General features: G+C 35.4%; 15 protein-coding genes. 4 read left to right on the forward strand and 11 right to left on the reverse strand.

Features of this window, described 5'->3' with window-relative positions; genetic code table 11:
- Window positions 1-459: 459 nt before the first annotated feature.
- The 4 genes from thpR to AC1RNS_RS08085 all read right to left on the reverse strand — a co-directional run bounded on the left by thpR (window position 460) and on the right by AC1RNS_RS08085 (window position 6,268).
- Entirely contained in the window at window positions 460-1,032 is a 573-nt protein-coding gene (gene thpR, locus AC1RNS_RS08070; RefSeq protein ID WP_492991779.1) for an RNA 2',3'-cyclic phosphodiesterase, read from the reverse strand.
- A gap of 51 nt (window positions 1,033-1,083) precedes the next feature.
- Entirely contained in the window at window positions 1,084-4,266 is a 3,183-nt protein-coding gene (locus AC1RNS_RS08075) for a bifunctional cytochrome P450/NADPH--P450 reductase (RefSeq protein ID WP_492991780.1), read from the reverse strand.
- A gap of 113 nt (window positions 4,267-4,379) precedes the next feature.
- Complete coding sequence (locus AC1RNS_RS08080; RefSeq protein ID WP_492991781.1) at window positions 4,380-4,946, reverse strand: TetR/AcrR family transcriptional regulator; 567 nt, start codon at window positions 4,944-4,946, stop codon at window positions 4,380-4,382.
- Between the two features lie 536 nt (window positions 4,947-5,482).
- The gene (locus tag AC1RNS_RS08085; protein ID WP_492991782.1) at window positions 5,483-6,268 is read right to left on the reverse strand and encodes a CPBP family intramembrane glutamic endopeptidase; all 786 of its coding nucleotides are present in this window, start codon (window positions 6,266-6,268) and stop codon (window positions 5,483-5,485) included.
- 406 nt (window positions 6,269-6,674) lie between these two features.
- Here AC1RNS_RS08085 and AC1RNS_RS08090 point away from each other — a divergent pair, with 406 nt between their 5' ends.
- The 3 genes from AC1RNS_RS08090 (at window position 6,675) to AC1RNS_RS08100 (ending at window position 9,472) form a co-directional block, all read left to right on the forward strand.
- Window positions 6,675-7,763 (forward strand): serine hydrolase domain-containing protein, encoded by a 1,089-nt coding sequence (locus AC1RNS_RS08090; protein ID WP_492991783.1) that lies wholly within the window; start codon window positions 6,675-6,677, stop codon window positions 7,761-7,763.
- A gap of 505 nt (window positions 7,764-8,268) precedes the next feature.
- Entirely contained in the window at window positions 8,269-8,793 is a 525-nt protein-coding gene (locus AC1RNS_RS08095) for a sigma-70 family RNA polymerase sigma factor (RefSeq protein ID WP_492991784.1), read from the forward strand.
- A complete protein-coding gene (locus tag AC1RNS_RS08100; RefSeq protein ID WP_492991785.1) occupies window positions 8,786-9,472 on the forward strand; it encodes a DUF3600 domain-containing protein in 687 nt (228 codons plus the stop codon). Before AC1RNS_RS08095 ends, AC1RNS_RS08100 begins: the two co-directional genes overlap by 8 nt.
- A gap of 920 nt (window positions 9,473-10,392) precedes the next feature.
- Here AC1RNS_RS08100 and AC1RNS_RS08105 read toward each other — a convergent pair.
- Window positions 10,393-11,379, reverse strand: a complete 987-nt coding sequence (locus AC1RNS_RS08105) for a tyrosine-type recombinase/integrase (RefSeq protein WP_492991786.1) — start codon at window positions 11,377-11,379, stop codon at window positions 10,393-10,395.
- 127 nt (window positions 11,380-11,506) lie between these two features.
- Between AC1RNS_RS08105 and AC1RNS_RS08110 the strand changes: the two genes are divergently transcribed.
- Window positions 11,507-12,052 carry a hypothetical protein gene (locus AC1RNS_RS08110; RefSeq protein ID WP_492991787.1) on the forward strand — a complete coding sequence of 182 codons (546 nt, stop codon included), beginning with the start codon at window positions 11,507-11,509 and terminating at the stop codon, window positions 12,050-12,052.
- Window positions 12,053-12,145: 93 nt separating this feature from the next.
- Here the strand turns inward: AC1RNS_RS08110 and AC1RNS_RS08115 are convergent, their stop codons facing one another.
- From AC1RNS_RS08115 to AC1RNS_RS08140, 6 genes are all read right to left on the reverse strand, one after another.
- Window positions 12,146-12,886 (reverse strand): peptidoglycan recognition protein family protein, encoded by a 741-nt coding sequence (locus AC1RNS_RS08115; protein WP_492991788.1) that lies wholly within the window; start codon window positions 12,884-12,886, stop codon window positions 12,146-12,148.
- Complete coding sequence (locus AC1RNS_RS08120; RefSeq protein WP_492991789.1) at window positions 12,886-13,146, reverse strand: phage holin; 261 nt, start codon at window positions 13,144-13,146, stop codon at window positions 12,886-12,888. The genes AC1RNS_RS08115 and AC1RNS_RS08120 overlap by 1 nt, the downstream gene beginning before the upstream one ends.
- The gene (locus AC1RNS_RS08125) at window positions 13,136-13,423 is read right to left on the reverse strand and encodes a hypothetical protein (RefSeq protein ID WP_492991790.1); all 288 of its coding nucleotides are present in this window, start codon (window positions 13,421-13,423) and stop codon (window positions 13,136-13,138) included. The genes AC1RNS_RS08120 and AC1RNS_RS08125 overlap by 11 nt, the downstream gene beginning before the upstream one ends.
- 90 nt (window positions 13,424-13,513) lie before the next feature.
- Complete coding sequence (locus AC1RNS_RS08130) at window positions 13,514-13,672, reverse strand: hypothetical protein (protein ID WP_492991792.1); 159 nt, start codon at window positions 13,670-13,672, stop codon at window positions 13,514-13,516.
- Window positions 13,672-13,968 carry a hypothetical protein gene (locus AC1RNS_RS08135; RefSeq protein ID WP_492991794.1) on the reverse strand — a complete coding sequence of 99 codons (297 nt, stop codon included), beginning with the start codon at window positions 13,966-13,968 and terminating at the stop codon, window positions 13,672-13,674. Before AC1RNS_RS08135 ends, AC1RNS_RS08130 begins: the two co-directional genes overlap by 1 nt.
- Window positions 13,969-13,979: 11 nt before the next feature.
- Window positions 13,980-15,626, reverse strand: coding sequence for a hypothetical protein (locus tag AC1RNS_RS08140; protein ID WP_492991796.1), 1,647 nt, complete (start codon window positions 15,624-15,626; stop codon window positions 13,980-13,982).
- Window positions 15,627-15,633: the final 7 nt, after the last annotated feature.

Genomic DNA, 15,633 nt, shown 5'->3' on the forward strand with positions numbered 1-15,633 from the left:
TATAAAACTACTTTGTCACTTTACATAAAGCCACTATATTGCTGAAGCTGCTTTCCCATAGAAAAATGTTACCAAAGCTCCATTTTTTCGCAACATAGTGATGTCTAAGACTTCAATTTATTACTATAAATTTGTATGAAATACCAGAAGAAAATATACTATGAGCAGTGGTTGATTGGAGTGTAGACTGAGTGACTCCTCGGGGACTCAGCGTCACAGATGAGACCCTGGAGCGAGCGAGTGAAGCGGCTCATCGGACGCCCCCAGGAAGCTCTGCTCTGCGCGAAAGCGAAGCGTCAGCGGCAAAGCACTCAGTCGGAACGGAGATCAACCCCTCGTTTTGAAAAAGGGCTATACTTTTTAATTTGTCACATTGATTTCATTGACATAATAGTATTTCAACAACATGAGCTCATAAACCTTAAATTAAGGTTATGAACTATGGGTATTGATAATTTATTACAACTGTGAAGACAGGTCATCTAAACGAATTACAGCCTTTCGATGATATTTTGGAATTTCCTCAATTTTTGTTTCATATAGCACCACTTCTTCTACTAAAAACTTTGGAAGCTCTACCTCTTCAGTCATCACTACGTCAATAGGCATTTTACCATGTGTATCATTCCATTTTCTTGCTACTGTTATGTGTGGAACAAAAGGTTTATTATCTAAATCAAATCCTGCCTTTACACATTCCTTGTATACAATGTCTCTCACATTATTTATTGGCTGAGATTCAAAAATACTAGCCCATAAAATTCTTGGATATTCTTTTCTACCAAAAGTATCCAATCCTCGAATTTTCAACTCAAATGGAGGAACCATCATTAGTCTTTCCTTTATTTCCATCATTACCATTTGTAATCGATCCATATCTGCATTCCCTAAAAAAGCTAATGTAATGTGATAATCCTCCAGATGAACCCATCGTTTAAAATGCATATTTGTTTTTATGGTTTCACATTCCTCATTAAGAATAGTTTTAATAGGTAATGGTAATGGAACGGCAATAAAAAAATGTCTGTTCATATTTTATACCTCTCATCAGGATCATGCTTTTTCTTATTTTACTATTAGCAGCTATTGGTTACTACCTGCCCACACATCCATTGCGTAACGACCTTGTTCTTTAAGACCAGCTAGCCATTGCTTCGCTGCAGACTCATTCACATCATGGACTACCTGGTATGCCATAAGTAATGTGTGTTCAACATCTGGAGCCATTTTACCACCATCTCCACATATATAGAAATGCCCATCTTGATCTAGTATTTTAATGAGCTCCTGTGCACACTCAGTCTGCCCCATTAGATGCTGCACATATTCCTTCGACTGCCCATCTTTTCGTGAATAAGCCTTATAAACCTTTACAATTCCTTCTTGCTCATAATGCTCTAACTCCTCGGCATAAATATCGTCTGATTCATTACGACAGCCAAAGTAAAGAATAGCTTCACCAAGCTGTTCCCCTACATTCTTCAACATAAGGCGTGCTTGTAAAAATCCTCGGAAAGGTGCAATTCCAACACCTGGTCCAACCATAATAATTGGGGTGGCAGGATTAGTGGGCAACTGAAAATCTGATTGTTGTGAACGAATGAACATAACAATTGAATCTCCTATTGACGTATCAGCTAAAAAGTTAGATGCCACTCCTTGATACTCAGCTTTGCCATTCCACGCTGGTCCCTGTACTACACTAACCGTAATACTAAGCTGTTCTGGTTGTGTACTTGGTGAACTTGAAATTGAATAATACCTCACTTTAAGTGGTGGCAGTAGCTCCAAAAATCGTTCAAATGTCATTTCACAAGCTACATATTGCTCTAACAAATCAAGCATCGATATCCGCTTCTTCAATATTTTTTGGTGATAGGCATGTTCCTCCAATAAAGCCTCTAGCTCCTTCTTATGAGGTGGACAGTCTGTCGTTGCAATTAGTTCTCGTAATTGTGTCCTTGTTGCTGCCTCTTGCAATTCAACATTCGTGCTCAGTAGCTCGAATAATTTAATTGGTTGATTTAGAGGCAGGTGAGCCATACTCAGACCAATTTTTGTTAAAATAACATAATCATTACCATTCAATTGAAAACGTTGCAGTACTCGATTCACTAACACCTGTCCATTTCGCGGAAAGACACCTAAATGGTCACCTTCACGATATGTGACACCCTCAGGCAGTTTTACTTCTATATGCCGCGTACTTCCTTCCATACTACGTCGCAACTCTTGATTTTTGACAATCTTCGCATTTAAGGCATTGTAAGTTCTAGCAAGCGGTGTATCTATTTGATGATCGATTACCTGCATGGATAGAGAAGAAGATGTTTTTTTGACCTCTTCATTTATCTCTAGCCCCATTGTCCGCATCACAGACGGCCATAGCTCCTGCTGCCACTCCTCGACATTTGTTTCAAAATCCCCATTCATATCTCCTTCTCCAAGTGGTACTATACGCTGTGCTCCCTTGGATACCATTAGCTCATCAATTAGCATCGGCACTTTTTGATAAGTACTTGCCCAATTGCGATCCCCGCAGCCAAAGATGCAATACTGAACCCCTGTTAAATCAATCTGTTCCTCCTTTAACCATTGAACAAATTGACTAGCATTAGTAGGTGGTAGCCCGTTGTACGATGCCGTTACTATATAGACAATTCCTTCTTTTGGAAGTTGAGCCGTATATTCATTTAAAGATGCGACCTTGCTTTGAAAGCCTTGAGCACGTCCAGCATCAGCAAGCTCCCTTGCCAATCCCTCTGCTGTCCCTAAATCTGAGCCATATAACACTAATAACGGTGTATTATGTTGAGCTTCGATTACTTTTTCCTCAATCGTTTTTATCACAGACTCTTTGCTCAAACTATTTCTACTTGCTTCAATAAAATGCCTCTTTTGTTTCTTACGAGCACGTACTTTTAACTTAAAATCATTAGGCTTCACCGTCAGTGACTCTCTCACATTTAGCTTATATTGCGTATGATCAATTAGCTCAAAATTTTTAAGGATTAGCCCTAGCACAAGTGTTGCCTCTTGCAAAGCAAACTGTTGTCCAATACAAGCACGCTGCCCTAGACCAAATGGTTTATAAGCATCAAATGGAATTTTGCTTGGATCTTCAAAGCGTTCTGGTCGAAATAATTCTGCATCCTCTCCCCATGCAGTCACATCTCGATGGAGCTGAGGTATAAGCACTGTTAGCCGATCTCCTTTTTTCAAATCGTATTTACCAGCTAATACTGTGTCCTCCTTCACTTCAAGATTGAATGCAGGAGCGGTAGGCCACAGACGTAAAGACTCATCTAAAATCATTCGGATATATTTAAGATGTTTAACTTGCTCATAGGTTGGGATTGGATCTGTAAGAATACTATCTACTTCCTCATAGGCTTTTTGTAATTTATCTGGGTTGTTTAATAAATAGTAAATCGCAAAAGAAAGAAGACCACTTGTCGTCTCATGCCCAGCAACTAAAAAAGTAATAATTTGATACCGGATATTTTCCGCTTCCAACGTTTCGCCTGTTTCAGAATCTTTGCCGTGAAGCATATGAGACAATAAATCTTTCTCTCCTTGCGAGCCATTAGCTTGGCGTTCGGCAATGATTTTATCCACCTGCGAAAACATAAAATCGATATCCTGCTTGAACTGCTTTCTTGTCTTAACCATTAATTTATCCTGTATACCCAGTCGCTGTGCCTGATTCAATGCTTCATCCAATGCTCTAACCATGCTTGCTACAAATGGATGAGAATCCTCTCGATAAAAGCTATTGAAGCGATAATTAAATCCGCATAAAGCAATTGTATCAAGTGTGAGTCTCGTCATATCCTCAGGTATATCGATCTCTTCCTCTGGATTTAATCGCTCCCATTTTTGTATAAGCTGCATTGCTAAATCTAGCATCATATCGAAATAGCCACGCATGGCTGTCCTACTAAAACTTGGAAGCAAAATATTATGAGCCTTATGCCAGTTTGGATCATTTGTTTCTGAAGTGAATAGCCCATCTCCTCCTAAAGTACGTACCTTCTCCAACACTGTTTTTTCGACCACTTTTCCAAAGCGCGGAGAGTTAGCCAATTCTTTCATTAATTCATAACCAGAGACAATGTGTAAATTACCAACTGGTAGCTTTAATCTAAAAATTTCACCATGCTTTTGAGCCATGCTCATCAATGATTGGAACGGTGTATTGGGATTCATTTGTGGAATATTTCCCAATGGTCCATATGTTTTAGGTTGTGGAATCATTATTGTCATTACACTATACCTCCTATTTTAGAACGGAATGAACGTTCATTCCGTATATTGCATTGTATGGTAATTGTGACTCTATTACCGTACAATTTTATAAGATTTACCTATCTTAAAAGTCAATGAATTTTAAGGCCATTCCAGCAGCATTCTTCAATGCCAGCAAACAAATCAGCGGATTCTTCCAAGTCGCTATCTCGTGTCACTTTAAACAATTTAATAATCGTGCCATAAAAAATCGGAATTAGAGCATCAGGATGCAATTGTACGATAATCCCCTGCTGCTGCCCTTCAATGATAAATTTCTGTAAGAAACCTAAACACTCATAAAACTTGTTTTGGCTTTCTTCATCTAATATCCTTGGCTCCATATGTGAATCAATGAAAGTTAACTTCTCTCTATTTTCCTGACCAAAATGGATTAACCGCTGAAACAAATGATGAAACTGTTCGCGAACTGAGGCGGATACAGGAAAATCCTTCGTCAATGTTTGATATAGTTGTTCCACACATTCCCGATACAGCGAATTGAGCAGCACCTCTTTATTTTCAAAATAACGATAAATTGTGCCCGCACCAACTTGTGCCTTTTCAGCAATCATTGGAACAGTTGTCGCATCAAAACCACGTTCAGTAAACAGCATCAAGGAAGCCCTCATTATATTCTCTCTCTTATTCGTCGTCACATTAATTTTCCTCCAAATCAATTTCGCCTTGGCGTAATTGCGTCCGGATTTTGAATTGTGTCTACACAATTCATTCCTTTGAAAATCCGCGACATCCGCCGAGGCATTATCTTCATTCAGTAGGTGTTTGGACACCCCTGAAAAGAAACCAAAACCGTATTCATCTCAACACCTATAGTGGTGGGGGTATTCTGCTGAATAAAGATAAAGAATGAACGTTCATTCCTATTGTATAATACTACCAAACTCACTTCAATGACAGAGCTGTGACAAACATGTGGTGAGCTTTTCGCCTTCATTCACAGCTATATTTTAGAACTTCATTAACTGCCCAACTTTGATGTTCATGGAATAGATTTTTTATTGCTAGAAATGGATTAATCCATTTTAAGAAATGATCCGTGTCCGTCGGTTGACTTACTTGTTTACTTAGGGTTCATAAATAAAAGTTTTATCGCTTAATTTAGTTTAATTTGAATAAAAGATTAATTAGACGGTTATTTACAATTAAAGGACAAAGAAAAAATCCTATATGCCTAAGGATTTTTTCTTTGCTTTTCATTTGATATTCTTGTTGTATTTATTATCCCAATTAGAAGTATGATCCACAACGGTGCATTTCCAATGGCATGAACTGCAAATGATGCCCAAGTAGATTGAGTATATTGTGCAATTAAAGGGGCTATCAGCATACTAGGAATCATTCCAATAACGTGCCATTTTAATGCTATATGTAACACCCAAGCCCATAGCAGCCCGTTTAGTACCCAAGCCATATCTCCAAACATTGATTCTTGTATCGGTAAAAGATATCCTCGCCACATCATTTCTTCACTGAACATTGCAATTAAGTGAATGGGTACAAAAACCAGTAGTAGTTTCCAGTTACCTTTTAATGAAACACCAAAAAATTCTTTCGGGGGAATATTGAATTTTTTTAAGGGATTAAACGGTTCTGGTAAATAGCTAGGTGGTGCTAATAGTTTATACTTTGCTAATACTTTTCCTATGGGTTCTAAAATTTGGTCAAAAACTATAGTTAATATAACCGCCAGGACAATCCATAGCCAATCATCTCTGCTTATTGGATTTAAACGGAATCTTTGATTTATTGCGTTGATAGTTAACGTTCCATCTTCAAAAACAATGTACAAGCCTATGGATAAAGGTAATAACAGCAGGGCTGGAATCCACAACCAAAACCAAAAAGAATAAATTAATGGAATACCTTTCCTCACTAGTTTTGGAGTACCATAAAATACGCCATAATATATCGTAATGCCTGGTATAGCAAATAACAAAATTTGTAACCATATTGACATCTAATAACACTCCATTATTAATTATTTTACAGGGAATTTGGTTAATTTTTATAATTTGTACAAATATTATGGCTCTAAGCTTATTTTTTATTATAAGGCATATGTACTACCCATTACACTTGATAACTCAACTTTTAACTGTTTCTACCAAAAAATTTTATATTCTTCGATTCTAGATTTATCGTCTAGATCTTTGCTTTAAAATCTTCAAACTTTCCTTCCCCACTTTTTTTTCAGCTTACCTGAAATTAGTACATGTCCATTTAGTAACCCTAAAATCATTTCGAGAATTTAAGATTATAAATATATTGGTAATATTTCCATTATATTCGTGTGTTATGTCGAATTCTGTCTTATAATAGGAAGTGTTTAATAAGATATGAAGAAATAGATTGAGAGGTATTATATGAAAAAATTCTTTAAATTTTTCTCTATTACGATTCTTGTGATTGTAATCGTATCTATAGTAGCTTTGCTATTATTTGGACGTAATAACCATAGTGATTTATCTGGAAGCGTTTCTGAAAAAATCGATCAATATTTGACAAATGAAAAATTTCAGGGAACCGTCCTCATTGCAAAGGAAGGTGAAATTTTATTTACAAAAGGTTACGGATTGGCAGCCACTGATTTACCAAATAGCCCAAGCACACTCTATCAGATTGCTTCATTATCCAAAACATTCACTGCAGTAGCAGTCATGCAACTAGTGGAAAAGGAACTTTTAAACTTAGATGATCCAATTTCACAATACTTTCCTGATTTTCCGAACGGAGAGTCTATTACAATAAATCATCTACTAAGCCATAGCTCGGGAATTCCTGATTATCTAAAGGCGGATTTCGAATTTGACTACAGCAAGGAATGGAATCCAAATGATATTGTTAATACGGTTAGCGGTTCTGAATTAGGGTTTACCCCAGGTAAAAGCTTTAGTTATAGTAATACTGGTTATGTAATGTTAGGGCTTATTATTGAAAAAGTCAGCGGACAGCCATATGCAAATTATATAAAAGAGCATATTTTTGAGCCAAGCAGCATGTTTAATTCTATGTTTATGGTTGCAACTGATATACCAAAGGCGGAAGGACATGTAGAGGGGAAAGCTGGTCCTTTAATGCATAATTCTGCAGCGTATGCAGCTGGGGATATCATTTCTACAGTAGAAGATTTAGAACTGTTTTACAGAGCCTTAAATAATAATGTATTGATAAGCAAGGAAACATCAGAACTGATGAGTACAACCCATGCTAAAAAATTTCCGTATCAATATGGATATGGATGGTATACTCAAGATGTCATGGGGAAAAAAGCAGTTGGGCATTCAGGAGGTTATCCAAGTGGTTTCCGTCATTATGTTGCACAGCTAAATGACGAGGACTTAACAGTGATTGTTCTTAGCAATGAGATGACGGTGAATTCAAAAAGAATCAACCGAAATCTAACATCCATCGTTCTTCAGGAGCCAATTTGGATATGGGAAGAGAAACTTTAATTATAATAGCTTTTTCTCAAGTTTGATAAAATAATATAGTAAATTCAAGCCCTTCTCACTAGCGATGGCTTGAATGCTGCATTTTATTTGAAGAAATTAACTCATACTAGCAAAACATATTTTATGCTTTTTAGCAATTAATCTTCATACATAACAGTAAATAAAGAAATTTAAAGAGGAATTCGCTAAGTGCGAATTCCTCTTTTTGTATGATTTAGGGTTCAACTAGAGTCCCTATTAGTTGAAGTTGAGAAGCCAGTTGAAAAATGCAGATTTATAGTGTAAATAAATTGTCTATTTATACTCGTCTTTATTCAGATAGTATACCTGCAGTGTTTTCTGCAAAATTTGAAAAGCCTTATTGTAACTTTATTATTTTGACAAAGTGTTCACATCTATTAGACCTTCCCAAAGCACAATATATAAAATTAATTAAAAAAATTTAAGCCAAATCACCTTACCGTTTGTCTAATAGATGAAAACCAAAACGAAAGGAGGGATTAAGATGAAACTTGAACGTTTAGTAAAGAAAGCACAAAAAGGTGATGATAAAGCCTACTTAATGCTTTTTCAACAGTATGAAACAGATATTTATAGAATGGCTTATGTCTATGTAAAAAATAAAGAAGATGCATTAGATCTCGTTCAAGAAGTGGCCTATCAGTCATTTAAGAAAATCAGTACATTGAAAAAAACAGAGTATTTTAAGACTTGGCTCATGAAAATTACGATTAATTGTGCATTGAACTTAATCAATAAAAACAAAAAGGTAATTCCGCTAAAATCAAACTTTGAAGTGCTGATTGGGTCAGAAGATGAAGATATTGCACTTACTGTATCTTTACACGAACTAATTGATACTTTAAAAGAGGATGAAAAGAGTGTCATTTTACTAAAATATTACGATGATCGTACATTAAAGGAAATTTCAGAGATATTAGACATCCCACTTGGAACCGTAAAATCTGTCCTATACCGTGCTTTGGGCAAGCTTCGTCAAAATTTAAAGGAGGTAGGTAACTATGGATAATCACCTTAAGCAAGAGCTATCAAAAATAGAAATACCTGTAGAGATTCATGATAGAAGTAAGTTGGGAATTAATAAAGCAAAGTCTGAAATGGGGGGCAAACTGAATCGTTTTGTAAAAAAACGATTGGCAATAGCTGTTATTTCTGCTTCTTTAATGATTCCAACAGGTGCATTTGCTTATCAAGCATTACTTGCCGATGATTTATATGGCTCATTTGATAATTTAAAAAAACATGCGATAAATGTCACGATGGAAAGTTATTTATTATTTAATGCAAAGCTAGATCAAGCGAAAGGCGATCTAGGAAAAGAAGAATTTAAACAATTTAAAAATTTATTAAGTGTATTTACAAGCGCAAAAATTGAATATGGCGATAAAAATGGAAACATAGATTATTCTCATCTCCCTGCAGAACAATTAGAAGAAATTAAAGTAGCATTGTCCGAAATTCAACCATTCTTTGATAAATTAAACGGACTACCATCAAGCAAAGAGATTCTAACAACTGAAGAGTATGAACAATACATCCAAGCCTTATTAGACTATGAAACGATTAGGGCACAATTAGGAGTAACAGGTGCTCTGGATGACACTTTAATTCCTGCAGAGTCACAAGAGAAATTCATTGAAGCTCAAGAATACTTAAACTATGTAAATGAAAAACAAATTGGAAATTGAATTATAGCTAGAAGATAGCTGGGTAATAAAACATAACAAGTTAATCTCATTTTGTTTTATTGAAACATAACAGTGAGCTAATTACAAATAAACATCTCGAGTGCATTAGCTTAATAAAAACTGATTGATTTTTAGATTGAAATCATATTTTGTTTAATCCATTTCAGTGCGTTTTATATTCAAAAAGGTCCCCTATTTTACAAAAATCCCTACTTTTTTATTGAAAGCAGGGATTTTTCTTTGTATTCAATAAATAAAATTTTAAATTAAAGCACTGTGCTACATTTAAGCACAAATCTTCTCAAAGTGTGGCTTGGAGACATACTGTTTTCATTTGGAGTTGTAAAATCTTTTTTTACAAATTTTTTTTGTTTACTTTTGTCAGTCGCATTAAACAACGCATGTAACTGTTTAACTGTAAATGTTTCAACGCTATTCTTACGATCACGCCAGGTCATTTACGGCCAAGTATTTATTTTCGAACAGCCAATGAAAAATCGAATCGAATTGATTGTAGTTTTGTATTGATTGTTGTAGTCTGTTTACCATTCGTTTGTAAATACAAGACCTAATCATCGTTGTTATTTGCTTTGATACCAAACGACTCACCTCATCAAGTTCCCTACCGATTAATTCATTTTTACGTCTAGACATAGAAAAAACCGCCTTTCTAACGTTAATTAGAAAAACGGTCCATGTTCGCTAATGCAAACGACTAATATTACACACATTGAACGTAAAAATAGCGCTCTACGCATAGAACGCTAAATATCAACGATTAAAATGATACCGGTGGTCGGGGTAAATATATACCCTTGAAGTGTTGATAAATCAGCATTTATTCACATCCATGTGCATAATTTGTGCATTTTTATTTTTTGTGCATTGTAAGACCATGTTTTAATTATGGTCTTACTTTTTTATTGCACATGGTACTTTTTAAACGCATCTCTTTTTCTCTCTTCACTTACTGGTGCATATCTGAGCGTAGTAGATGGGTTTTCGTGCCCCAGGAGATGTTGTAAGTCGGCTAGTTCGATTCCTGCATCCATTGCGAGTGTAGCAAATGTATGACGCATTACATGTGGTGTTAAAGGCTTACTAACTTGTGATGATTGTTCTATTTTATCTATTTGATATTGTATTCCCCTGTTAGTTAATCTTCTGTATGGTTTACGATCCGTAATAAATAACGCTTCGCAATCGTCTGATCGTGATTTCAAGTATCTTTTCAAATGATATAATGCCTTGAAACTTAAAAATACTTTTCTTTCTTTACTCCCTTTTCCAAAAACTATTACACTCATATCTTGCCAATTTATATCTTTTATATTTAACGAGCTTAATTCGTTCAATCGGCAAGCTGTGCTATAAAATACTTCAATCAAAGCTCGTTGGCGTATTGTTTCACAAGATTCCCTAACAAGTTCTAATTCTTCAATAGTTAATCCTTCTCGAAGCCTTTTAGGAGTTTTAGGGGTCTTTATCTTTGAAGTTGGATTTTTCAGTAGCATTTCTTCTTGCACTAACCAATTGTAAAATGAGCTAATAATTGTTATTTTAGTTGCGATAGTTCCGCTTTTTAAATGGCTTTGTGCTGCTAGGTATTGCCGTATATCTGCTGTCTGGACACGTAAAATATTTTTTTGAATAAACTTTATAAAACGTATTAATTCATATTGATAATTGGAGATAGTTGATGTGGAATAATTTTCTAATTTAATAGAGTTGACATACATCGTTAGTAGATTTTCATTACTTTCAGATACATCTATTTCATCTTTTGCCTCAATGGAATATGTAGATAACAAATCATCCAGATACAAAGCAAGTTTTGTCTCGTCATATTCTCCAGAAATCATTTTAACAACTGTAATTATTTCATTTAATAAGTGTAGTTTTGACATAACTTACCTCCTTTGATATTGTTATGCTTTTTTAAATTTTTCTACAAATTTATTACTGACACAATATAGGAAATTTGATATAGTCTTTAAGAGCATTAATATTACATATAAAGGGAGAGTTTCTACAATGAAGAAATTTTTTAAATTTGGTTGTGGTGGGTTAATACTATTGGTTGTATTAATTATTGCCTTAGCTATGTGCAGTTCTGATGATGACAAACCTTCTACTGGAACTTCTGGAGAAAAAATTGAAACTTCATCAAACAAAAATGAAGCAACTGATGGCTCTAAGAAAGTAGATGCTAGTGCACACAGCGTCGATGCTTTAGGCTTAAAAGTTGGACTTGGTGAAATTAAAATTACAAAAAAGAAAATTCAAGTTGGTGTAAATGTTCAGAATACAAAGGATACTAAAGTTACCTTCTATCCAGACCAAGGTTCTTTAGTAGTAGGTGATATGCAATTAGATGCTAACATGTTCCTAACTGATGGTGATGTTTCAGGAGATATTCAAGGAGGAGTGAAGAAAGAAGCAGTTCTTGAATTCTTAGCTCCTGATGGAAAAGAAATTGATGTAGAAAACGTGAAAGAAGTTAAATTAATGTTTGGTGATGTCTATGATGATACTTCTTACGATACTCAAGATGTTTCTTTCACGATTCCAATTCAATAAACAATTTAGCCACTCAATTGAGTGGCTATTTATTTTGAAAAATGATAATGACTAAGACTGAAAACTGATTAAACTATCTTAGTTTCAGTAATATTAAGCTGGTATTGGATTTGCTACTTGCGCAAGTTTAGCTACTTTTATTTTTTCCGCAGCTGATTGCGCTGCTGTCATACCTGTAAATGTACCTGTTTTAATACGCCATTGCTTATTGTCTTGCTCAATATAAGCTAACCATCCAAAACGATGTTTCAACACATCTAGTACATTTTCAGCAGCTTGTAATGTACCATATGTTCCTGTTAGTATTCGATACTTATTGTTATCTGTAGTTGGTTTAGGCACCTGTACAACGCCTGCTTTCTGAATCATCTTCAAAAACTCACTCCAAGGTATGTTTCCTGAACGGATTTCTCGAGGACAGTTCTTACCACTATAGTAATTATGTTGTACTACATCATTTATAGTTAGTTTCTCATCCTTCAAAATCTTAGCAATTAAAGCAGCAGTGTTTTCTAAAGTCTTTTTATAATCACCATCACTGTTTACACACATTTCAACATGTATACCTTCTGAGTTACCTTTAGCTGTTCCAGCAGCCCAACATTTCCAAGTATGTTCAAACGATTGTACAGCCTCATTACAATCAACTTGCCAATGCCATGAAGCAGATCGACTATTGCCATTCGCTTGTAAGCGAGCATGTGCATCCGCATCTGCCCCTGTACGGTAATTATCTGTGCCATGAACAACTACTTTTCTTTTGGTATTACCTTTTCCGTTTGTGACCTTTGCTGCTTGAGCATCAGATACTAGCTTTTTTCGAATAACTACCATTATTGAGCACCGTCCTTTGGTTTACCATAATTCATAGCTTGTTCACTATCTGAGACGCCTCTTGTTGTTGGGTCGATAATAATACCAAGTAAGCCTAAAATGCTTAGAATCGTCTCTGAAATGGCTGTCACTTGGTCATTGTAAATTGTTATATCGACATGAAAAATGCCCGCTAATTGATTAGCGAGCACGATAAGTAATGCAATTAATGACATCCAAAATTGTTTGTGTTGTAGACGTACTTTCCAATTAATTTTCATCTGCTGTTTCCTCCATTTTATCAATTCGTTTATGTGCTGATTTTGCTGATTCTTCTACCCGCGCTAAGCGCTCGTTATGTGCTTCAATTTTTCGTGCCTGATCTCTAATTTCTAGTTTTATATCATCTACTCCATGAGCAATGTAATCCACTTTAGATGATATACTTGCTTCTATTACACCTTGACTTTTACTATCTTTTTTCAATGCTGTAATTGCTCCCATTATGCCTATTGCCGCTCCGATAACAGCAATAAGCAGAGACATTTCTATACTCATAAAACACCTACTTTCATCAATATTAAAAGCCGTCCTGAATTTTCAGGACGGCTACTAATTTGTATTTAATTATTGAACAATATGGAACGATTAGACATCTTCATTAGTAATTAAAATATAATCCTCTACGGCTTGTCTGTAATCCTGATTCGTGATGTCGTCAATGACATAAGTTTTGTTTGTTTTTGGATTAAGACCTTTCGACACAATACGTTCTGCTGCTATTCTTACAACGATTTGATTAACCATTATAATATCCCTCCTACTTCATTTTCTGTTTGTAATAATAAAGCATCTTCAAGTTCTAGGATGCGCTTTTGTTCCTCTGCCTCCTGGCTTGGGAACATTTTGATAATTGGTTTTAGTGTCAATACATCAATTGATTCAATGTAATTTTTCTTGTAATCTATGACGCCAAAAGGAATATCAATAAAATCAACCTCTGTAATATCAGGGTGTGGAGATACTTCCCCTTGATGCTCTCCTGTTTGATAAATTATTACACCAGTTGGTTTATCAAAAATTACTCTATTACATATTTGCATATAATCCCCCCTTATAATTGTGATAAAAGTATATATGGTATATTTCTTGCGGCAGAATTATAATTTAACGCGTTATAAAATCTAAAAGTAACTCTCCATTGATTGCCCACTTGTTCTGGTATTGCTCTTAATGTGTGAAAACCATTACTATATGCGTCAGTTCCTTCCCAACGTTCAGTGGCATTAAAAATAACAGCTCCGACTTCATCTGTGTATGCCATCATAGGTTGAAAATCTACTAGTGGTGTCACATAGTTTTGGCTTGTTGCTTTAGGTGCAAGAGTAGGTACGCTAAAACTCCCTTGAACTTCTTTTCTACCACCAGATATAGCTCTAATATTCGCAGCCATTTGGTCGCCTGTTGCATCTGCATTAGTAGGTACACCTTTATCAGTAGTAGCAGATGCAATTTTAGCTTTAAAACTACTGAACAAGGTAAAATTTTCTGTGATGCGCTTGTCAAGGTCTTTCTGTGGTGTCCAAGGGTATCCAGCTCCATTTGGTGAACCTGTATCATATATATTTACAACCGCTGAACCCAATTCATTAAATATTGTATCGTAAACCCCAACCATTTCTATTTTGACAATAAGGGGATTTTTTGCTGTAGGAGCCTTGTAGAAGTTGATTGTAATAGCGTCCTGCGTTTTATCAATGTCTGCAATGGCATAATTAGCCGCGAATTGTGGAGAAATGCTTACTATACATTTAGTGTTATACACAATCTCATTGCTAAACTTTGCTACATTGTAAAGTACCTCTGCACCACCATTTGCATTAGAACTGTAGCCAGTTGTTGCATAAGATGCTTTAATTATTCCAGAAAAATTGACTATCGGGATGTATATTTGTGCAATTTCTACATTCGTGCTAGAAGTCCAATCGCTAGGTGCTATAGAAAATACTCTTGTTACTGTTTTTGAACCTAAATTGCTAATAACCGTGTCATTATACGTATTTTTTTGCCATGAGTTATTAATCTTATCGCTTTGACCCGGTTGTAAGTGTTTAGCATTGTCGCCGATATGATTTTCTGTTGTCTGTTCAAGTTGGTCCAATTGTTCAGCACTTGCTGCTCCTACATCACTCGCTGTTAAAATAACTTCCCCTGTGCCATCCGGCTCTTTTCCATTTACCTTTGATACAGCACCATCACCACTTGCACCTTTAGCAGCAGTCATTTGCCAATGGTCATTTGCAACTGTCGGATAATTAGGAGGAGGATTCCCCTTGCTAGGTGTATTATTTTTATAAATGTAAGAACTACCCTCATAAAAAATACTATTGTTTTTTGAGTAGACAGTATCATTATCGTAGGTTCCCCTTACTTGAAAATTATCAAGCATACTTTGAATCTCATCAACTGCATTTAAAGCTTTTTGTGCTGCATCATTGGCATCGTTAGTAGCATTTTGAGCATCTACAATAATCTCTTCTACATTAATCAAGGCTGATTTTAATTCATCTAAGATTATAGTTCCTTGGCTTAACAAACTTTTTAATTGGTCTATAAGTCCTTGTACGTTTACATTACCTGTAAGAAAATTAATTTGACCCTGTAAATTAGATAAATAACTCTCAATAATTGTCCAATTATCATTTACTTTTTCACGTTCTTCTCGCGACCAATTGGAATCTAATCTATCTAATATCGTCATGTTATCA

The sequence above is a fragment of the Lysinibacillus sp. GW821-FHT14F06 genome, from assembly GCF_058803665.1.